We start from the raw sequence: 21574 nt of genomic DNA, 5'->3' as shown, positions 1-21574 counted from the left end.
CCCGACCACCCGACACCCCCACCCAAACCGGACACCGGTGCTCGCCGGGATGCCCCGACATGACGGACGAACGGGATGATCGACTCGGGTTCCTGAAAACCGCGCATTTGCGCCCGCTCGACCGGGGCCGACGCGGGGAGACAGTGCCTGACGGAACCGGGCGACTTGGCCGGACCCGGTCCCACCCTTGGGTCACGCCGCGGCCCCGTTCGCCCGCCGGGCCGTCCGCCCGTTCGCCCGGGTCGGCTGTCTGCCCGGGTCGGCTGTCTGCCCGGGTCGTTCGTCGGGTCGTTCGCCGGGTTGTTCGCCCGTTTGCCCAAGTCGGTTGGTCGCCGGGTGGCCCGCCGGGTTGCCCCGCCGATTCTCTACAGGGGACGGTCGGTCAGGCGGGGTCGGCGGGCTTCGCCGCGTCGTTGGCCTGGGCGTGCCGCTCCAGGAGTCGCTGCCGGATCTCCTCCGGGGTGTACGCGCGCCGACGCCGTTCGGCCCGCGCGATGACCACACCGGAGGCCGCGACGCCGGCGAGCCCGGCCAGCCCGAGAACCTTCCACCACCGCATTCGTTGCCGCATCGGCCTAGGCTAGTCCCTCATGAGCATCAGCCTGGACGAGGCCGTCGAGTTGACCCGCACCGGTGACGTGTGGGTTTTCCGGGGTCGCAGCGTGCCGGACCGGGCCATCCAGTTCACCACCAACAGCCCGGTGAACCACGTCGGGATGGCGGTGGTGTTGGACGACATGCCGCCGCTGATGTGGCACGCGGAGCTGGGCAGGTCGTTGCCGGACCTGTGGTCGGGCACCCACCAGCGCGGCGTGCAGCTGCACGACCTGCGGGACGCGGTCTGCGTCTGGGCCAACCGGTACGGCCAACGGGCCTGGCTGCGACAGCTCGACCCGCCCGCCGACGGGGAGATGGAACGGGCGGTGCTGCGGACGATCGCGCGGTTGGACGGCACACCGTTCCCGTCGACAGCGCAGCTGGCGTGGCGCTGGGCGCGTGGTCGGGTGCCGACGCTGCCCCTGCCCGGCCGGCCAGCACCTCGGCGAAACCCGGCGACCCCGGCGATCCCTGCCGGCCGGGCCGGATCGGCGGGTGAGCGGGACCAGGCGACCCCGGCCAGCCCGGCGACCCCGGCCAGTCCGGCCGGATCGGCGGGCGAGCGGGACCGGGCGCTGGAGACGGCGTACTGCGCCGAGGTGGTGGCGGTGACCTACGAGGCCATGGGGTTGCTGCCGGCGGGGCGGCGTCCGAACTGGTACGACCCGGGGCGGTTCTGGAGTGGTGACGACCTCGGTCTGGCCGCCGACGCCCGGTTGGGGTCGGAGATCGAGGTACGGGTGCCGCCGCGCTGAGGTTTGACCCGGGCGGTGACCGGCAATTGCTGTGACCGTGAACGCCTCCACGGATCTTGACACGTTGGCCGACTTCTTCGACCGGTACGGCGTGGCGCTGACCTCCGGCGATCTGCCGGCCATCGCCGGCTGTTACGCCCTGCCGGGGCTGGTGGTGGCCGACACGTACAGCTTCTCGTTCACCACCGCGGCGGCGGTGGCGCTGTCCTTCGTGGGCGCCGCGCCGGACTACCAGGACCGGGAGCTGGTCGCGGCCCACGCCCGGATCGAGGACGTGCAGCCGGTGTCCGCGCTGTTGACGATGGTGGCGGTGGAGTGGGAGTTCCTGGACAGTCGGGGGCAGTCAGTGCCCGGGGAGCGGTACCGCTACCTGTTGCGTACCTCCGATGAGGGGCCACTGATCTGCACGGTCGTCCGGACGGGTTGACCGACCGGGGCCGGTCGGTCCGATCCGTACCCGCCAGGTTCCCGGTCCGCGTGGCGCTGGCTACGCTGTCGCGTCGGTGGGGGACGAGGGGAGACCTGATGGCGGTGCGGCCGGACGGTGCGGCAGATTCGCGGGCGGCGCGGGTGTTGGTGTCGGTGCCGTGGATCGTGGTGCTGCTCGGTGTGTGCGCGCTGGTGGTGCTCCTGGTGGTGGCGCTGTTGTCGTTCCGGGGCAGGGAGCACGACGCCGGGCCGCAGGCAGCGCCTCCGGCGTTCCTGCCGACCGTGCCGGCGGGAGCATCCACCACCGGCGGGCCGACCCCGGCCGCTGTGGAGCGGCGCTCGGTGTCGCCGCGACCGTCACGCAGCAGTCGGTCACCGTCCCCGTCGCCGCGGCCCACGATGACCGGCTCGCCGACGCCGGGGCGGACGAGCGTGCTGTCCGCGCCGACGACACCGGCGGAGGACCCCGTCAGCGCCCGCTACCAGGTCGGCACGAACGGCTGGAACGGGGAGTCGGCGATCCTGTCGATCGCCAACACGTCGAGCCGGTCGGTGGACTGGCAGGTGGAGTTGGCGTTCGACGACGACACCTGGTCGCTGCGAGTCGGTGACGACTCGGGCGTCTCGGTACGGGGGCGCGGGGACGGCGAGTTCGTGGTGCGCGGCACCCGTTCGCTGGAACCGGGCGACTCCCGGACGCTGCGGCTGCGCGTCGGCCTGGGTGAGTCGGCGCAGCGACCGCGAACGTGCACGATCAACGGGGTCGACTGCCGGATCGGCTGAGCCGCGGCCGGGTCGGTGGCCGGCGACGCCGTACGGCCGAGGCTTACCGCCCGGGCGCCGATCGCTACGCCGCGTGGCCGAGGCTTTCCGGCCTGGGCCGCCGATCGCTACGCTGCGCGGACGATCCGCTGAGGGAGGTACATGTCCGGCATGCGCCGCCGTGCTCCGCGTCCGCCGCACGGTCCGGTCGCGATCGCATCGTCGCCCTGGATCGTGGTGGGTGCCGGTGTCGTCGTGATGGTGGTCCTGCTCTTCGTGGCGCTGGGCGCGTACCGGGGACGCACCCCGGCGCCGGACGGCGCGCAGCCGCCGGCGCTGCCGGTGCCGTCCGTGGCGGCGGCGCCGAGCGTGCCCACGTCGGTGCCGTCCACGGTGCCGTCTCCGGCGCCGGTGCTGCCGGGGTTGTCCGGGCGGGCCAGCGGGCTGCCGCCGAGCGCCGCGGCCGGTTCCGGTTCACCGTCGGCAGTTCCGACGGTCGCTGCGACCGGGCGGCCGACGGTGACCCGGTCGCCGACCCGGGCGGCACCGGGGCAGCCGGGGATGGCCGGGCGGTACCGGGTGGTGCAGAGCTTCGACGGCGGTTTCATCGGCGAGGTGGCGATGGTGAACACGTCCGCCCAGAGCCGCGGCTGGACGGTGCGGTTGGAGTTCTCCGGTGGACGGTTGGTGACCGCCTGGGTGGAGGGCGTCCCGCAGGGGACGATCCGGCAGGGCGATGACGGCTTCACGTACGTCAGCGGGGTCGAGGTGTCGGCCGGCGGTTCGGTGTCGCTGCGGTTCCACATGGAGCGGACGTCCAGCGCGCCACGGGAGTGCACTGTGGACGGGGTGCGCTGCAGCGGCCTCTGAGCGGCGATTTCGCAAGGTTGCTGCTTTGTTGCGACCACGTTTGCAAGGTATTGCAGAATGTTTCGGCAAGGGTTAGCGTGCGGCCATCAGCGACCAGAGGAAGGCGTCGATGAAACCCCCGCCGAGACCGCGTACCGCAGTGCTGGCCCTTACCTCCCTGCTCACCGTCACCCTCGCTGGCGCTCCGGTCGCCGTGCAGCCCGCCGCCGCGAGCCCTCAACCGTCCGACCGTGCCTCACTCTCGGTCGTCGGCGCGACCCAGTGGCGCGACGAACCCAGCGCCGACGCGCTGCTGAAGGCCGGCGGCAGCGCCGCCCGCGCCGAGCAGTTCTACTTCGTCCTGCCGGATCGGTTCGCCAACGGAGACCCCCGCAACGACACCGGTGGCCTCGCCGGTGATCGGCTGCGCACCGGCCTCGACCCCACCGACAAGGGCTTCTACCACGGCGGTGACCTCAAGGGCGTCATCGACAAACTGGACTACATCCAGGGGATGGGCACCACCGCCATCTGGCTCGCCCCGATCTTCAAGAACCGGCCGGTGCAGGGTGCCGGCAACGACATCTCGGCCGGCTACCACGGCTACTGGATCACCGACTTCACCCAGGTGGACCCGCACTTCGGCACCATGGAGGAGATGAAGCGCCTGGTCAGGCTCGCCCACCAGCGCGGCATCAAGGTCTACCTCGACGTGATCGTCAACCACACCGCCGACGTCATCAAGTACGCCGAGGACAAGTACGCGTACGTGGACAAGGCGACCTCGCCGTACACCGACGCGCGGGGCCGGGCGTTCGAGGACCGCAACTACGCCGACGGCAGCCGCGCGTTCCCACCGGTCGACAAGGAGTCCTTCCCGTACACGCCGACCTTCGCCGAGCCGGAGGATGCGAGCGTCAAGGTCCCGGCCTGGCTCAACGACGCCACCATGTACCACAACCGGGGTGACTCCACCTTCGCCGGAGAGAACAGCGAGTACGGCGACTTCTTCGGCCTCGACGACCTGTGGACCGAGCGTCCCGAGGTGGTCCGGGGCCTGACCAAGGCGTACGGGGACTGGATCGGCGCGACCGGCGTCGACGGGTTCCGGTTGGACACCGTGAAGCACGTCAACATGGACTTCTGGCCGCAGTTCAGCCGGGGCATCCAACGGGCCGCCGAGAAGGCCGGCAAGAAGGACTTCTTCATGTTCGGCGAGGTGTACAGCGCCGACCCGGAGATCAGCTCCAGCTACGTCCGCCAGGGTGGCCTGCCGGCCACCCTCGACTTCGCCTTCCAGGAGGCCGCGCGGGGCTTCACCGCGGGCGCCGGATCGGCCAAGGCGCTCGCCGACGTGTACGCCCGCGACGACCTGTACGCCGCCCGGGACACCGACGCGGGCCGGTTGACCACCTTCCTCGGTAACCACGACATGGGCCGGATCGGTTCGTTCATCGCCGGTGGTGGCACCGATGCGGCCAGCCACCTCCGACGCGACCAGCTCGCCCACCAGTTGATGTTCCTGACCCGTGGCCAGCCGGTGGTCTACTCCGGCGACGAACAGGGCTTCACCGGGCCGGGCGGAGACAAGGACGCCCGGCAGGACATGTTCGCGTCGAAGACCCCCGACTACCTCGACGACGACCTGCTCGGCACCGACCGCACCCACGCCAGCGACCAGTTCGACACCTCCCATCCGCTGTACCGGACCATCGCCGAGCTGGGCCAGCTGCGCCAGGCCCACCCGGCGCTGCGCGACGGCGCGCAGGTCACCCGGTACGCGGCCGACGGGCCGGGCGTCTTCGCCGCCTCCCGGATCGCCCCGGCCGACCGCACCGAGTACGTGGTGGCCGTGAACAACGCCGACACCGCGCAGACTGTCACTGTGGACACCTGGTCGGCCGGCGCCACCTTCACCGGCATCTACGGCGCCTCCGGCGACGCGCGGGCCAACGGTGACGGCGAAGTGGCCCTCACCGTGCCGCCGTTGTCGGCCGTCGTGTACCGGGCCGGCAGCCCCATCGCACCGGCCGCCGACAAGCCGACCATCACCATCACCAGCCCGATCCCGGACGCGCCGGTCGCCACCCGGGCCGCGGTCACCGCCCGGGTTACCGGTGATCCACTGGCCAGCGTCACCGTCGCGGCCCGGGTGGCCGGTGGCCGGTGGACGCTGCTGGGCAGCGCCGACCACGCCCCGTACACCGTGCAGCACGACCTGACTGGCCTGGCCGGGGGTACCCGGGTCGAGTACAAGGCGGTGGTCCGCGACGGTCGGGGCCGGACCGCCACCGCCCGGTCCACCGCAGTCGTCGGCACCCCGGAGCAGGGCGGCTCCCGGGAGTGGGCGGTGGTGCACTACCAACGCCCGGCCGGCGGGTACGACGACTGGGGGCTGTACGCCTGGGGGGACATCGACCCGGCGTACGTCACCGAGTGGCCCAAGGGGCAGCCGTTCGCCGGGGAGGACTCCTACGGCCGGTTCGCCTGGGTGAAACTCAAGCCGGGCGCGACGTCGGTGAACTTCCTGGTCGTCGACAAGGCTGGCACGAAGGACGTCGCGCAGGACCGCAGCATCGACCTCAGCCAGACCGGAGAGATCTGGCTCAAGCAGGGCGACCCGGCGATCTACCCGAGCAGGCAGGCCGCCACCGGTGAACCGGACCCGCCGGTCGAGGAGGGCACCGCCGTGCTGCACTACCGGCGGGCCGACGGCAACTACGACGGCTGGGGCCTGCACCTGTGGGACGGCGCGGCCAACCCGACCGAGTGGTCCGCCCCGCTGCGGCCGAGCGCCGTCGACGCGTTCGGGGCGGTGTTCCGGGTGCCGCTGGCCGCCGGCGCCACCGGCCTGAACTACATCATCCACAACGGCGACACCAAGGACCTGCCCGACGACCAGCGGCTCGACTTCGCCAGCGCCGGGCGGGAGGTGTGGCTGCTCGCCGCCACACCGGGCCGGCTGCTGCCGTCGGCGGCCACCACCGCCAGCGGGGACACCGACATCAGCAAGCAGAAGGCGCACTGGATCGACAGGTCCACAGTGGCGTGGCAGACACCCCCGACCGACGGCAGGACGTACGCGCTGGTCGCCGCGCCCACCGGTGGGGTCAGCGTGGTCGACGGCGAGCTGACCGGCACGTACACCAGCCTGCCGTTGCGGGCGCAGCGCAACGGGCTCACCGAGGCGCAACGCGACAGGTTCCCGCACCTGTGGTCGTACCGTAGCTTCGCCCTGGACCGGGCGGACCTGGCCAAGGTCCCGGCGGCGTTGCGCGGGCAGTTGCTGGTCACCGCGCGCGACGCCGAGGGTGCGCTGCTCGCCGCCACCGGCGTGCAGATCCCCGGCGTGCTCGACGACGTGTACTCCCGGGCGACCGACGCCACCCTCGGGCCCACCTTCGCGGGCCGGACGCCGAGCCTCGCGCTGTGGGCGCCCACCGCCCGGAGCGTGGCGTTGCAGCTGTTCGACTCGACCACCAGCGCCCCGAGGACGGTGCCGATGCGCCGCGACGACCGCACCGGCGTCTGGTCGGTGCGCGGCGATCGCTCCTGGACCGGCAAGTTCTACCGGTACGAGGTGCGGGCCTGGCAGCCGGCAGCGCAGAAAATGGTCACCGCGTCGGTCACCGACCCGTACTCGGTGGCCCTCGCCGCGGACTCCACGCACAGTCAACTCGTCGACCTCAACGACCCGGCGCTGGCCCCTCCCGGGTGGCGCACGCTGCGCAAACCGGCGCCCGTGCCGGCCGCGAAGGCGCAGATCACCGAGTTGTCCGTGCGGGACTTCTCCATCGCCGACGAGACGGTGCCGGCCGAGCGGCGGGGGACGTTCCTCGCGTTCACCGACCCGAAGACCGCCGGCATGACCCACCTGCGGGCGGTCGGCGACGCCGGTGTCACCCACCTGCACCTGCTGCCGGCGTTCGACTTCGCGACGATCCCCGAGCGGCGCGCCGACCAGCGGCAGCCCGCCTGCGACCTGGCCGCGCTGCCGCCAGACTCCGCGGAGCAGCAGAAGTGCGTGGCGGCGGTCGCCGAGACCGACGGCTACAACTGGGGGTACGACCCGCTGCACTACACCGTCCCGGAGGGCGGCTACGCCGTCGACCCGGCCGGCGCGGCGCGGACCACCGAGTTCCGGCGGATGGTCGCCGGGGTGAACGACGCCGGGCTGCGGGTGGTGATGGACGTGGTCTACAACCACACATCGGCGGCCGGCACCGACCCGAAGTCGGTGCTCGACCAGATCGTGCCCGGCTACTACCACCGGTTGTTGGACGACGGCACCGTTGCCAACTCCACCTGCTGCGCCAACACCGCCCCCGAGCACGCCATGATGGGCAAGCTGGTGGTCGACTCGCTGGTCACCTGGGCTCGGCAGTACAAGGTGGACGGCTTCCGCTTCGACCTGATGGGTCACCACCCGAAGGCCAACATCCTGGCCGTCCGGGCGGCCCTGGACCGGTTGACCGTCGCCCGGGACGGCGTGGACGGCCGGTCGATCCTGCTCTACGGCGAGGGCTGGAACTTCGGCGAGGTCGCCAACGACGCCCGTTTCGTGCAGGCCACCCAGGCCAACATGGCCGGCACCGGCATCGGCACCTTCAACGACCGGCTGCGCGACGCGGTGCGCGGCGGCGGACCGTTCGACGCCAACCCCCGGGTGCAGGGCTTCGCCTCCGGGCTCTACACCGACCCGAACGGCGACCCGGTCAACGGCTCACCGGCCGAGCAGAAGGCCCGGCTGCTGCACGCCCACGACCTGATCAAGGTGGGGCTCACCGGCAACCTGCGCGACTACCGGTTCACCGACACCGCCGGGCGGCAGGTCACCGGGGCGCAGGTCGACTACAACGGCTCCCCGGCCGGCTACACCGCGACGCCGGGGGAGGCCGTCACCTACGCCGACGCGCACGACAACGAGATCCTGTACGACGCGTTGGCGTACAAACTGCCGCAGGCCACCACGGCGGCGGACCGCTCCCGGATGCAGGTGCTGGCGCTGGGCACTGTGCTGCTGGGACAGGGCACCGGGTTCGTCACCGCCGGCACCGAGCGGCTGCGGTCGAAGTCGCTGGACCGCAACTCGTACAACTCCGGTGACTGGTTCAACCAGATCCGCTGGGGCTGTGAACGGGGCAACGGGTTCGGCGCTGGTCTGCCACCGGCGCCCGACAACGAGGACAAGTGGTCGTACGCGAAGCCGCTGCTGGCCGACCCGGCGCTGGTGCCGGACTGCGCGGCGATCAACACCACCGACGCCCGATACGCCGAGTTGCTGCGTATCCGGGCGTCGTCGCCGGTGTTCGGGCTGGCCAGCGCCGAGCAGGTGCAGCGGCGGGTCGCCTTCCCGCTGTCCGGTGCCCAGGAGACGCCGGGTGTGCTGACCATGACCCTGGACGCCCGCGGGCTGGGCGGTGCGTGGACGTCGGTGACCGTCGTCTTCAACGCCACCCCGTCGGCGGCCACCCAGACGGTGACCGGGCTGCGCGGAGCGGACGTGGCACTGCACCCGGTGCTGGTCGACTCGGCCGACCCGACGCTGCGGACCGCCTCGTTCGACCGGGCGGCCGGCACGTTCACCGTACCGGCGCGCAGCGTGGCGGTCTTCGTTCAGAAGTGACGGTGAACCGGCCCCCTTCCGCGTCTCGCGGAAGGGGGCCGGCCGGTGGTGCTGGCGCTGCGCTGTGGTCACCCGAGGGTGCTAAGTCATCGTCACCCAAGGGTGACCGATCAGGCGAAGCAGTTCTCGATGGTGCCGCCCGGGATGGCCAGGCAGTTGGTCGGACGGTTCGCGGTGATGGCGGACTTGTCGTCCACGTTCACGTCTCCGAAGAAGCTGAAGACACCGCCCGGCTCGAAGGTGGAGAAGTTGTGGGCGACCTTCGTCTTCGACAGGTTGACCTCGCCGAAGATGTTGAAGATGCCGCCGCCGACCCCGATCGGGCCGATGGCCCGGTTGCCGACGACCTCGCTGTCGCGCAGCGTGGTGACGCTCAGGGTGTTGAAGAGCCCGCCGCCGAAGAAGCCGGCGGTGTTGTCCTTGATGCTGCTCTTCTCGAACGTGACAGCGCTGCCGAAGGCGATGGCGACACCGCCACCGACACCGGCGGTGCTGTTGCGCTCCACCGAGACGTTGTGCAGGTTCAGCTGGCTGTCCGCCGCAGCGATACCGCCGCCAGCGAGGACCGCGGTGTTCGAGACGAACTTGGTCTCGTACGCCGTGGTGTTGCCCTCGATGTCGAGGTAGCCGCCGCCGAAGCCCAGCGTCTCGTTGTCGGTGATCTCGGCCTTCTTGAGCTCGACCGTTCCGCCGTTGACGTCGTCGGTGAAGATCGGCGCCGCGCCGTTGGAGATGCCGCCACCGCCGATGATGGCGGTGTTGTCCTTGATCTTCGACTCCTCGACCTTGAGCAGGCCGGCGTTGAAGACGCCGCCACCGAAGAAGAAGGCGGTGTTACGGGTGACGGTGCTGTGCCAGATCTTCGTGGTGCCGAAGTTGGCCACACCACCACCGTTGCCGCCCGACTGGTTCAGGACGACCTCGGACTCCAGGATCTCGGCGGTGCCACCCGGCTGGACCAGGATGCCGGCACCGTCGGTGGAATCCGGGTACTCGACGAGCGGCGTGACGACGCCGCCCTGAGCGGCCGGCGCGGCCTTGGCCGCGACCTTGGGTGCCGCCTTCAGGCCCGCCTTCGGGTTGGCCTGTCGGGCGGTGAGCGCCTGGTTCAGCGGAACGCCCGCCTTCACCTGAGCCGCGATCGCCTCGGAGTCCGAGTAGGACGCCCAGACGGCCGCCGGCTCGACGCTGTTGAACAGCTCGAGGGTCTGGCCACCCTTGATGGTCAGGCCCTTGATCGTGAGGTGACCACCGGCACCGACGTTCAGGATCCGGAAGTAGTCAGCGGTGGCTTCCCGAGCGATCGTGGTGTGCTCGCCCTTGAGCGTGATCCGCTCGGTGATCACCGGCAGGCCGTTGCCCTCGTAGTCGTTGCGGCTCAGGTTGTAGGTGCAGCCCTTGGCCAGCTCCAGCACACCGCCGTGCTTGTTGTTGGCGAACACGATCGCCTGAATCAGCTTGTCGGTGTCGCAGGGCACCTCCTTCCCGCGCTCGTGGTCCTTGTCGCGGCCCTTGTCGTCGCGGCCCTTGTCGTCCCGGTTCTTGTCCTCCCAGTCGCGCCCCTCGTCACCCCGCTGGTCGCCGTCCTTGCTGACCTGCGTGGTGTTCCAGTTCAAGCCGACCGCACCGGCGCTGCCCGCGACGCCCACCGCCGCGAGACTGATCACGCCCGTCAAACCGGCCACGCCACTGGCGAGCCAGAGCTTGCGGCGACGCTTGGCCGCCGCCCGCCCGGAGGCTTCGTTGTTCGTTAGGTAGTTGGACATCGGAGCTCTCTGCCCTCTCCTCGTACCAGACAGGGTCGCCGCCGTCAGACGGGCGTCCCCTGCTACAAATCGGTTGTAGCTCCCAAAACCACCGTATGAGAAGGTTCCTCGCCTCGCGGGCTTATCCGAGAGAAGCCCACATTCGGTTCATGTTGCCCCCACCGGGGTCCGGACCGACACACCACTGCCCAAGCCGGCCGAGCGCCCTGTGACCTGCCCAAATGGGTACGCCCCTCCGAACCGTCACCGGCTCGGAGGGGCGCGCCCTCTATGTGGATCAGCCCCACCCGATCAGGCGAAGCAGTCCGAAACGTTGAAGCAGTTGGTCGGACGGTTGGCAGTGACCGCGGACTTGTCGTCAAGCGTCACGGTGCCGCCGAGGCTGTTGAAGATGCCCCCCGGCGGGAGGGTGGAGAAGTTGTGCGCCACCGTCGTCCGGTGGAGCGTGACCTCGCTCCCCTCGGTGTTGAAGATGCCGCCACCGCGAGCGAACGGGCCGACCGCCCGGTTGCCCACCACCTCGCTGTCGCGCAGCGTGGTGACGCTGTCGTCGTTGTAGAGACCGGCACCGAAGAACCCTGCGGTGTTGTCCTTGATCCTGCTGTCCTCGATCGTCGCGACGCTGTCGAAAGCCACCGCCACGCCGCCACCCACGCCAGCGGTGCTGTTCTTGGCCACCGTGGCGTCCTTGAGCGTGAGCTGGCTGTCGGCCACCGCGACGCCACCACCGGCGAGAACCGCGGTGTTGTCACTGACCGTCGTCTGGTGCAACGTCGTGGTGCCCCCGACGTCCAGGACACCGCCGCCGAATCCGAGCGTCTCGTTGTCGGTGACCTCGCTCTTGTAGACCCAGACCGCGCCGCCGTCGACGTCCTCGGTGAAGATCCGCGGCGCGCCGTTGGCGATGCCACCGCCGCCGATGATCCCGGTGTTGTCCTTGATCTTCGACTCGTCGACCTGGAGGACGCCGGCGTTGAAGATGCCGCCACCGAAGAAGAAGGCGGTGTTGTGCGCGACCGTCGTCTTGCTGAGCCTGGTGTTGCCGAAGTTGGCCAACCCGCCGCCGTTGCCGCCGGCCTGGTTGTAGAGCAACTCGCTGTCCAGGATCTCCGCGCGGCCACCGGGCTGCACCAGCACCCCCGCGCCGTCGGTGAACCCAGGCTGCTCGACCAGCGGCGTCACCGCCGGCCCGGCACCCGTCGGCTTCGCCGGTGCGGCTACCGGCTTGGCGGCTGTCGCCGTGGCGGCCTTTGCTGTCGTAGCGGCCTTGGTCGGTGTCGCCTTGGCGGGTGCTGCCTTGGTGGTGGCCTTCGCGGCCGGCTTGGCGACCGGCTTGGCGGCGGGTTTCGCGGCCGGTTTGGCGGCGGTGGCCGTGGGCTTCGCCGCTGCCGCCGGTGACTCGGTCCCGGGTGCGGCAGTGGCCGGCGGCTTGGCCACCGTCGAGCGGACCGCAGCCGAGTACGGCGCCCAGACCGTCGCCGGGTCGGCGGTCATCGAGGGCTGAAGGGTCTGGCCACCCCTGATGCTCAGCCCCTTGAGGGTGAGGTGGCCGCCGGCGCCGACGTTGAGGATGCGGAAGTAGTCCGCCGTGGCATCCCGTCCGATGGTGGTGTGCTCACCCTTCAGGGTGATGTGCTCGGTGATCAACGGGAGGCCGTTGCCGTCCTGGTTGCGGGTCAGGGTGTAGGTGCAGCCCTTGGCCAGCTCCAACACGCCACCGTTCTCGTTGTTGGCGAACGTGATCGCCTGGATCAGCTTGTCGGAGTCGCACGGGACCTGTTTGGCGCGGTCCTTCTCGTCGTGCTTGCCGTCCTTCCCGTCCTTGCCGTCTTTGCTGTCCTTGCCGGGGTGGTCGTCGAAGCCGCTCCAGTCGCCGCCGCTCCACTCGTCGTCCTGACCGCCATCGTCCTTGGTGCCGTTCTTGTCCGCACCGCCGTCGTCGCTGACGGTCTGCCGGTTGGTCGACGGCTGCGCGTCGGACACCTGGTCGGACTTCGGCTTGTCGTCTCGAGCGGCGACGCCGCCGAGCGCCGCCAGGCCGACCACCCCGGTCAACCCGGCCACACCGGCGACCCAGAGCGCCCGCCTTCGTCGTGTCGGCGGAGCTGTCGACGCCCCGCCGTCGGTACTCGTTACGTCGTTGGACATCAGAGCCTTCCGCCCTTTCCTACTACAGACGGGATCGCACCGCCCGAGGCGCCACGACCGGCTACAAATGGGTTGTAGCCAACTGATCCCCACCGTATGAGAACCATCTTCGCGATGCGGACGGATCCGAGATAACCACACATTAGGCGCAGGGCGGACATGGGTCATCAACCCGTCCGGGCTGGCAGAAGAAGGCTGCTACCAGCACAAACGCCGACTGGCGGTGCGGCCGGTTCTGCCCCCGGGCCTAGCTCGGGCCGGCTCGGTGGGCCTCGTCCGGACCAGAGAGCCGTGGGCCTGTCGCGGGGTCGGATGTCACGGGGTGGCCCTGGTGTCGCGGGGGTGGCCTGGTGTCGCGGGGTTGCCGCGGGGTCGGCCTGTCTTGGGGTGGTCTGGTGGTGCGGGGGTCTGTCGCGGGGTTGGTGTGGCGCGGGGTTGGTGTGGCGCGGGGTTGGCCTGGTGCGGCGGGGTCTGTCGCGGGGTGGCCTTGTGGTGCGGGGGTCGGTCTGTCGCAGGGTGGCCTGCGGCGAGGTCGGGCCGACGGCGAGGTCGGGCCGACGGCGAGGTCGGGCCGACGGCGAGGTCGGGCCGACGGCGAGGTCGGGCCGACGGCGAGGTCGGCCGCCGCGAGGTTGAATGGCGATGACGTCGGGGGACGACGGTGTACGGCCGTCGCTGTCGCGGATGCGGCCGTCGCGGTGTGCGGATACCGAACACCGCTCGTCCCTGCAGCGTGATCCACTCGGTTTTCCTGATAACGCGGTATCCGAGCGACGCGGATGGCACGACTTCAAGAAAACCGAGTGGATCACGGGCGGGGCTCAACCCGGCCCTCAGGCGAGGGCCAGGCGGACCAGGGGCCACGTCCACATCCTGGCGGGGTGGGGCCAGACGGGCCAGGCCCCGGCCCGTCAGTCGACGGGCCGGGGCTTGGTGGGCCGGGGCTTGGTGGGCCGGGGCCGGGCGGGCCAGGGCCGGGCGGGCCAGGGCCGGGCGGGCCGGGGCCGGGCGGGCCAGGGGCGGGCCTGGCCGGGCTGGCCAGGGGCGGGGCGGGTTAGCCGGGTAGGCGGGGGCCGGCTTCGCGCTGTTCGGCGAGCCAGGTTTCCACCTCGTTAGAGGTGCGGGGCAGCCCGGCCGACAGGTTCACCGCGCCGGTCGCGGTGACCAGCACGTCGTCCTCGATTCGGATGCCGACGCCGCGCAGTTCGGCGGGGACCAGCTCGTCCTCCGGCTGGAAGTACAGACCGGGCTCGACGGTGAGCACGTAACCCTCGCCCAGCGCGCCGTCGCGGTAGGTCTCCTTGCGGGCGTTGGAGCAGTCGTGCACGTCGATGCCGAGCATGTGCCCGAAGCCGTGCAGTGTCCACCGGCGGTAGACGGTCGACTTCTCGTCCATCGCCTCGTCCACGCTCACCGGCAGCAGGCCCAGGTCGGACAGCCCTTCGGCGAGCACCCGCATGCAGGTCAGGTGGACGTCCTTGAACTTCACCCCGGGGCGGATGGCCTCGATGCCGGCCTGCTGCGAGGCGTACACGATGTCGTAGACCTGGCGTTGCAGGGCGGTGAACCGCCCGTTCACCGGGAGCACCCGGGTCACGTCGGCGGTGTAGAGGTTGCGGCCCTCGACACCCATGTCCATCAGCAGCAGGTCACCCGGTCGGGTGGCGCCGTGGTTGTGCACCCAGTGCAGGATGGTGGCGTGCTCGCCGGCACCGACGATCGAGCTGTACCCGACGTCGTTGCCGTCGTGGCGGGCCCGCAGCGCGAAGACACCCTCCAGCAGCCGCTCGGAGACCGCCCGGTCGGCCGGCAGGATCCGGGCCACGTCCTCGAAGCCGCGGACGGTGGCGTCGATCGCGTCCTGGAGTTGGCCGATCTCCCACTCGTCCTTGACCAGCTTCATTTCCGAGATGGCGATCGCCAGCTCCCGGTCCCGGGCCGGTTGGCCGTCGGCGCGCGGCCCGTCATAGGGGCGGACGGCCGCGTCCACCTGGGCGTCGAAACCGCGCAACACACGGGTACGCCCCGGAGCCAGGTCGGCGAGCGTCGCCTCCAGGCCGGTCAGGTCAGCGGTGGGCAGGCCCAGCTCGGTCGACTTCTCGGCGAGGGTGTGCCGCCGGCCCACCCACAGCTCGCCGTTGCGGCTGCGGAAGAACTCGTCGGTCTCCCGGGAGGACCGGGGCCGCATGTACAGCATCGCGTCGTGCCCGGAGCCGTTGGGGCGCAGCACCAGCACGCTGTCGGCGTCGTGGTCGCCGGTCAGGTAGGCGAAGTCGCTGCCCGGCCGGAACGGGTAGTCGGTGTCGTTGGCCCGGACCTTCTCGGTGCCGGTGGGGATCACCAGCGTCTCGCCGGGGAAGGCCGCCGAGAGGGCAGCCCGCCGCTTGGCGTAGTTGGGGGTCTCCGGGCGGGGCGTCACGGGGAGCGCGGTGTCGCGCCAGCCCTGCCGCATGAAGGACAGGAACGCCTCCGGGAAGTCCGGATCGTGCGATTCCGTACCGTCCGTTGGCGTACCGTCGGTGCGTCCCTCGGTCATTGCGCCGCTCCCTCCGCTTCGTTGCTGGTCCCGACGGTACCGCGCGTGCGGTTGGCGGTAACGCCCCCCGGGAGTCGGGTGGATCGACGGACGGCTGCAAGGGCCGACAGCGCGCGTGGAAAGATGACGACCATGTGCGGACTTCTGGCCTTCTTCAGCGCGAACGGCAACGCCGCGGCGCACCGCGACCACATCGCCGGAGCGTTGGAATGCCTGCACCACCGCGGCCCCGACGAGACCGGGGTCGAGGTGGTCGGCGACGCCTCCGGCCGGTACGCGGACGGCGTGTTCGCCCACAAGCGGCTGGCCATCATCGACGTCGCGTCGAGCCACGAGCCACTGCCCTACGCGAACGGCCGTTACCTGCTGACCTTCAACGGCGAGATCTACAACTACATCGAGCTGCGCGAGGAGTTGATCAGGAACTTCGGTGCCCAGTTCGCCACCGCCGGTGACGGCGAGGTGATCGTCGCGGGCTACCACTTCTGGGGTGAGCAGGTGCTCACCCGCCTGCGGGGCATGTTCGCCTTCGTCATCTGGGACCGGCAGGAGCGCCGGGCGTTCGGTGCCCGCGACTACTTCGGCATCAAGCCGATGCACTACCTGGAGACCGCCGACGGCCTCTACCTGGCCTCGGAGAAGAAGGCGCTGCTGCCGTTCGCGCACAGCAACTACCAGGGCGACGCGGGCGTCGACACGGCCAACCTGAGCCACTACCTGACCCTGCAGTACGTCCCCGAGCCGGGCACCCTGCACAAGGGGATCAGCCGGATCGGTTCGGGGGAGTACCTGAACTGGACCCCGGGCGGGCGGATCGACGTGCGTCGGTGGTACCGGCCGGTGTTCCGGCCGGCGCCGGTGGACGACGAGCAGAAGCTCTACCACGAGATCCGGGAGACGCTGCGGGAGAGCGTGCGCATGCACATGCGCTCGGACGTGCCGGTCGGCTCGTTCCTGTCCAGCGGCATCGACTCGACGGCTGTGGTGGCGCTGGCCCGGGAGTTCAACCCGAACATCCTCACCTTCACCGTCGGCTACGACGTGCCGGGTTACTCGGAGATCGACGTCGCGCAGGACTCGGCCCGGCACCTGGACGTCACCACGATCCCCACCAAGATCGGCCCGCAGGACATGATCGACGCGCTGCCGAAGATCGTGTGGCACCTGGACGACCCGGTGGCCGACCCGGCGCTGGTGCCGCTCTACTTCGTGGCCAAGAAGGCCGCCGAGCACGTCACTGTGGTGCTCTCCGGTGAGGGCGCCGACGAGTTCTTCGGCGGCTACACGATCTACCGGGAGCCGCTGTCGCTGGGCACCGTGAACGGCCTGCCCGGCGGGGTGCAGAAGGGGCTGCGGGCGGTCTCCAGGGCGATCCCGCAGGGGGTCAAGGGCAAGAGCTTCCTGGAGCGCGGCACCACCCCGATCGAGGAGCGTTACTACGGCAACGCCCGGATGTTCACCGAGGAGGAGAAGCAGCAGCTGATGCGCCGCTACGACCCCTCGGTGCGCTACACGGATGTCACCGCCCCGATCTACGCCGAGTGCACGGAGCTGGACGACGTCACCAAGATGCAGTACGTCGACCTCTATACCTGGCTGCGCGGCGACATTCTGGTCAAGGCCGACCGGATCTCGATGTCGCACTCGCTGGAGGTGCGGGTGCCGTTCCTCGACCGCGAGGTCTTCGACGTCGCGGCGAAGATCCCGGTGGACCTGAAGCTGCCGCCGCGCTCGGACGCCACCAAGTACGCGATGCGTCAGGCGTTGCAGGGGGTCGTGCCGCCGGCCATCGTCAACCGCAAAAAGCTGGGCTTCCCGACCCCGACCCGGGTCTGGCTGCGCGGCGAGATGTACGAGTGGGCCCGGCACGTGCTCAGCACCTCGGGTGCGGGCGATCTGCTCGACCTGTCGTACGCGCTGCGGCTGCTCGACGAGCACAAGCGGGAGGAGGCCGACCACTCCCGCAAGGTGTGGACGGTGCTGATCTTCTGCATCTGGCACGCGATCTTCGTGGCCAAGACGCTCGACCCGGGTATCCAGCGCAACCAGTCCGCGCTGCTCACGAAGCCGGTGGTCGGTTCCATGGTCCGCTGACCCACGCCCCACCCTGTTGATCAAGAGGTTTGCGTCACCGGAAGCACTCCGGGTGACGCAAACCTCTTGATCATTTCAGGTGGTGGTCAGCGGCCGGCGCACGTGACAGTGGGAAGTCCGTTCGTTCCTGTGCTGCTGGCCAGGAAGCCGAACGTCGTGCTGCCCTCCGGTGCGACGGTGCCGTTGTAGGCGACGTTTGTCGCTGTCACCGTTGAACCGGACGACGTCTGGGTGGCACCCCAGATCTGACTGATCGATTGCCCGTTGGGCCAGGTCCAGTTCGCGGTCCAACCGGAGAACGGCGTGCTGCCGTGGTTCATGATCGTGACCTCGCCCTGGAAGCCGCCCTGCCAGGAGCTGCTCACCTTGTAGGCCGCCATGCATGCACCGCCGGACGGCGGCGGGGTGGTCGGGTCGGTCGGCGGATCCGTCGGGTCGGTCGGCGGATCGGTGGGGTCGGTCGGCGGGTCGGTCGGCGTACCACCCGGACCCACGCCGGTGACCTGGCCGCTGCCGCCGTCGAAGGTCACGTCGGAGCAGCCGAAGAAGTTCTCCTGCGAGTCCGAGCGGACCCAACGGGAGTAGATGATGTGCCGGCCACTCTTACCCGACGGCAGGTTGCCGCTGAAGTAGTAGTGCCCGTCGTTGCTGCCGACGCTGCCGCGCTGCGGCGGGTTGGTCACCGTGAGGAACGGCTGCTCCAGGTCACTCCAGGCCAGCGCCCGGGTCGGGCTCCAGCTGTCCTTCGTGACGTAGAAGTAGAACGTGCCCGGGTGGTGCGCCCAGTTGCTGTACTTGAAGTCCAACCGCGCCCCGGCGGTCAGGTGGGTCAGCGGCCAGTCGGTGCGGGGCAGGTCGTAGCCGCGGAAACCGGAGTTGCCGCCGCTGCACAGTTGCCCGTCCGGGATGAAGCCGGTGGTCCGGCCACCCGCGTCGGAGCGCAGCACGCTGAACCAGTTGTAGAGCGAGTTCGCCCCGCTCTGCGCCACCGCGGCGGCGCACGCGGGGTTGTTCGGCCTGATCTCACCGGTCTGGCTGCGGCCGTCCTGCCAGCACAGGTACGTGCGGCTGCCCGGCGTCATCGCCGCGCCGTGCGCGGTGGCCGGACCGGACGCCACGGCGACAGCGCCCAGCGCGAGGGTCACGGCCGCGGTGAGTAACGCGGCCGTACGGGAACGATTCACGGGTTCTCCTGACTCGCGAGGCGCGCTGCCTGAGCCGCCTCGCCGCAATCGGGTGGGATGTGGCCTGATCGCCCCGCTGTCGTGAGCGGTGCGACGATCACAGCGACGTGCCCCGGCGGAATCGGCCGGTGGACGTGCGCCGTCGACGGTCCTGTCCTGGACCGGTGCCCTCGCGTCTAACCAACCCGGCAACCGGCGGCGCCGCAGCCCTCGCACCGCCCGGTACGCGTCATCCCACCATGCCGTACCGGGCGGGCGCAATAGGCATTGCTCGATGCAGGAGAAGACCCGCCGGTCGCCGTTGAACGCCATATCCTGCCTACGGGGAGCGGGAACGGAGAGGCGGCCGCCGGTGCCGAACGTGTTCGACGAGGTGCACCGCCGGTGCCGCGACGGCGAGCCGGTCGCGCTGGCCACCGTCGTGGCCACCTGGCAATCCGCCCCGCAGCCACCCGGCGCCGCCATGGTGGTCACGACCGACGGCACCGTCGTCGGCAGCGTCTCCGGCGGCTGCGTCGAGGCGGATCTCTACGAACGGGCCCGCCGGGTGCTCGACACCGGCCAACCCGAGCTGCGCCGCTACGGGATCAGCGACGATGACGCCTACGCCGTGGGCCTGACCTGCGGCGGCATCCTCGACGTGTTCGTCGAGCGTGTCGACGCGAGCGCCCTGCCGGCGCTGGACGCGGTCGCCGCCGCCCGCCGCGACGGCCACCCGGCGGCAGTCGTCACCTGCGTCGCCGCCGACGCCCACCACCCACCGACCGCCGACGCCACCTGCGTCGCCGCCGACGCCGGGAGCCGACCGGTCGATGACGCCACCAACACACCGGCCGCCGACGCCGGCCGCCGACCGGCCGACGCCCATGATTCGCCGGCCGCCGCTGACCCCGCCGGGGCGAGCGACCCGGCCCGGCGGCTCGGCCGGCGGCTGGTGCTGACCGGCCAGCGCCGCGTCGGCTCGCTCGGCGACGACCGGCTCGACGACGCCGCCAGCGCCGACACCCTCGGGCTGCTCGCCGCGGGGCGCAGCGGGATGCTCCGGTACGGATACCACGGGCAGCGCCGAGGCAACGGCGTCAGTCTCTTCGTGACCACGTACGCCACGCCGCCCCGGATGATCGTCTTCGGGGCGATCGACTTCGCTGCCGCGGTGGCCCGGATCGGCGCGTTCCTCGGCTACCGGGTCACTGTCTGCGACGCCCGGCGGGTCTTCGCCACCGCGCGACGTCTTCCCGGGGCGGACGAGGTGGTGGTGCAGTGGCCGCACCGCTACCTGGCTACCGAGGTGGCGGCCGGTCGACTCGACGAGCGCACTGTGGTGTGCGTGTTGACCCACGACCCGAAGTTCGACGTGCCGTTGCTGGAGTTGGCGCTGCGCCAGCCGCTGGCGTACGTCGGCGCGATGGGCTCACGGCGCACCCACGACGAGCGGCACAAGCTGCTGACCGAGGCGGGGCTCAGCCCGCAGCAGCTGTCCCGGATCGCCTCACCGATCGGGTTGGACCTCGGTGGTCGTACCCCTGAGGAGACCGCGGTGAGTGTGGCCGCGCAGATCGTCGCGGCCCGGTGGGGCGGCACCGGCCGCCCTCTCGCCGCGCTCGACGGGCCGATCCACCGGTCGGGGTAGCGCGCCCGTCGGTGCCGGGCCTTCGGCGCCCATCGGGGCGCGCGCTGTGCCAGCCTGGTGCCACGGCGATCGGTTCGGCGAGCGGCGGCCGGCGACGACGAGAGGAACGGCATGGGATACGCGGTGGTGCTCGGCGAAGCGCTCGTCGACCTGCTCGACAGCGAGGTGGACGGGGAGCGGGTCTACCGGCAGGCCATCGGCGGTGGGCCGCTCAACGTCGCGGTCGGGGTGGCCCGACTCGGCGGCGCGGCACAGTTCGTCGGCTCGCTCGGTGATGACGCGCTGGGCGGCCGGATCCGCGCGTTCCTCACCGCGGCCGACGTCGGGGTGGCCGGTGCGATCACGGTGCCCGCGCCGACCACGCTGGCGGTCGTCACGTATGCCGGGCCGGAACCGGATTTCCGTTTCTACGGCGAACCGGCCTCCTACGGACTGCTCGGCCCCGACGATCTGGAGCTGGCGCTGCTGGAGGGTGCCGACGTGCTCTACTGCGGCTCGATAGTGCTGCTCCAACCCGGCACGCTGGCCGCTGCCCGACGTGCCTGGTCGCTCGCCACGGGCCTGCGGGTCTTCGACCCGAACGTCCGTCCCCGGCTGCTGACCGGGCCGGGCGCGCTGGAAGGGTTACGCGAGGTGGTGGCGGAGTTCGCGGCCGGCGCGCACCTGGTCAAGCTGAGCGCTGCCGACGCCGTCCTGCTCTATCCCGGTGAGCCGGTGGAGGGGGTGGCGGCGTACCTGCGCGAGCTGGGGGCGGCCACGGTGGTGGTGACGCTCGGCGCGGCGGGTGCGGTACTGGCAGCCGCCAACGCTGACCCGGTCCGAGTTCCGGCTCCCAAGGTCACCGCGATCGACGCCACCGGCGCGGGCGACTCGGTGATGGCCGCGCTCATCGCCGATCTGCTCGTCAACGGCGAACCGGAGAACCCGTCGGGCTGGGTCGACCGGGTGGCCTTCGCCCTGCGGGTGGCCGGCCTGGTCTGTGAGTCCCCGGGCGGTGCCACCGCCATGCCCACCCGCGCCGCCGTCCAAAACCGCTTCAACCCCTGACCTCACCCCCCCCGCGCGCCCCCGCGCCCCCGCCCTCACTCCGCCGATCTTGCACTTTCGGTTGGCGATTGGTCAGCTTTGCCCATGTGTGGCACCGCAGAAAGTGCAAGATCGGCGCGGGATGGCGGGTGGGGAGTGGGTTGACCAGTGG

The 21574-nt window shown here is 71.0% G+C and carries 13 protein-coding genes; 8 read left to right on the top strand and 5 right to left on the bottom strand.

Translation table 11 applies throughout. The features are described from left to right. Positions 1-382 precede the first annotated feature (382 nt). Positions 383-571: a hypothetical protein gene (locus IF22_RS33470; RefSeq protein WP_036412665.1), complete on the bottom strand. Its 189-nt coding sequence runs from the start codon at positions 569-571 to the stop codon at positions 383-385. Positions 572-590: 19 nt separating this feature from the next. Here IF22_RS33470 and IF22_RS0130630 point away from each other — a divergent pair, with 19 nt between their 5' ends. The 5 genes from IF22_RS0130630 (at position 591) to pulA (ending at position 9018) form a co-directional block, all read left to right on the top strand. Continuing rightward, a complete protein-coding gene (locus IF22_RS0130630; RefSeq protein WP_030337825.1) occupies positions 591-1352 on the top strand; it encodes a hypothetical protein in 762 nt (253 codons plus the stop codon). Between the two features lie 37 nt (positions 1353-1389). Then, on the top strand, positions 1390-1779 hold the full coding sequence (locus tag IF22_RS0130625; protein ID WP_030337824.1) for a hypothetical protein: 390 nt from the start codon (positions 1390-1392) through the stop codon (positions 1777-1779). Positions 1780-1877: 98 nt separating this feature from the next. Next, the gene (locus tag IF22_RS0130620) at positions 1878-2564 is read left to right on the top strand and encodes a hypothetical protein (RefSeq protein WP_030337823.1); all 687 of its coding nucleotides are present in this window, start codon (positions 1878-1880) and stop codon (positions 2562-2564) included. Between the two features lie 141 nt (positions 2565-2705). Further along, the gene (locus IF22_RS0130615) at positions 2706-3413 is read left to right on the top strand and encodes a cellulose binding domain-containing protein (protein ID WP_030337822.1); all 708 of its coding nucleotides are present in this window, start codon (positions 2706-2708) and stop codon (positions 3411-3413) included. Positions 3414-3522: 109 nt separating this feature from the next. Then, a complete protein-coding gene (pulA, locus tag IF22_RS0130610) occupies positions 3523-9018 on the top strand; it encodes a pullulanase-type alpha-1,6-glucosidase (protein ID WP_030337821.1) in 5496 nt (1831 codons plus the stop codon). 110 nt (positions 9019-9128) lie between these two features. On the opposite strand, the gene IF22_RS0130605 is transcribed toward pulA, so the two are convergent. The 3 genes from IF22_RS0130605 to IF22_RS0130595 all read right to left on the bottom strand — a co-directional run bounded on the left by IF22_RS0130605 (position 9129) and on the right by IF22_RS0130595 (position 15468). After that, positions 9129-10784 (bottom strand): hypothetical protein, encoded by a 1656-nt coding sequence (locus IF22_RS0130605; protein ID WP_030337820.1) that lies wholly within the window; start codon positions 10782-10784, stop codon positions 9129-9131. A gap of 291 nt (positions 10785-11075) precedes the next feature. Beyond that, the gene (locus tag IF22_RS0130600) at positions 11076-12932 is read right to left on the bottom strand and encodes a hypothetical protein (RefSeq protein WP_030337819.1); all 1857 of its coding nucleotides are present in this window, start codon (positions 12930-12932) and stop codon (positions 11076-11078) included. A 1054-nt stretch (positions 12933-13986) separates the two neighbouring features. Further along, entirely contained in the window at positions 13987-15468 is a 1482-nt protein-coding gene (locus tag IF22_RS0130595) for an aminopeptidase P family protein (RefSeq protein WP_030337818.1), read from the bottom strand. 132 nt (positions 15469-15600) lie between these two features. Here IF22_RS0130595 and asnB point away from each other — a divergent pair, with 132 nt between their 5' ends. After that, positions 15601-17562, top strand: coding sequence for an asparagine synthase (glutamine-hydrolyzing) (gene asnB / locus IF22_RS0130590; protein WP_036412658.1), 1962 nt, complete (start codon positions 15601-15603; stop codon positions 17560-17562). Between the two features lie 86 nt (positions 17563-17648). Here asnB and IF22_RS0130585 read toward each other — a convergent pair whose 3' ends face one another. Then, the gene (locus IF22_RS0130585) at positions 17649-18746 is read right to left on the bottom strand and encodes a lytic polysaccharide monooxygenase (protein WP_030337816.1); all 1098 of its coding nucleotides are present in this window, start codon (positions 18744-18746) and stop codon (positions 17649-17651) included. Positions 18747-19098: 352 nt separating this feature from the next. On the opposite strand from IF22_RS0130585, the gene IF22_RS0130580 reads away from it, so the two are divergent. Both IF22_RS0130580 and IF22_RS0130575 read left to right on the top strand, forming a co-directional pair. Beyond that, positions 19099-20376, top strand: coding sequence for an XdhC family protein (locus tag IF22_RS0130580; RefSeq protein ID WP_030337815.1), 1278 nt, complete (start codon positions 19099-19101; stop codon positions 20374-20376). A 111-nt stretch (positions 20377-20487) separates the two neighbouring features. Then, the gene (locus IF22_RS0130575) at positions 20488-21423 is read left to right on the top strand and encodes a PfkB family carbohydrate kinase (RefSeq protein WP_030337814.1); all 936 of its coding nucleotides are present in this window, start codon (positions 20488-20490) and stop codon (positions 21421-21423) included. The last annotated feature ends 151 nt before the right edge of the window (positions 21424-21574 follow it).

Source organism: Micromonospora parva (genome assembly GCF_000718515.1).
GTDB classification, from domain to species: Bacteria; Actinomycetota; Actinomycetes; order Mycobacteriales; family Micromonosporaceae; genus Micromonospora; species Micromonospora parva.
The sequence above is the reverse complement of the archived record's forward strand: the minus strand, read 5'-3'. Positions and strand labels throughout refer to the sequence as shown.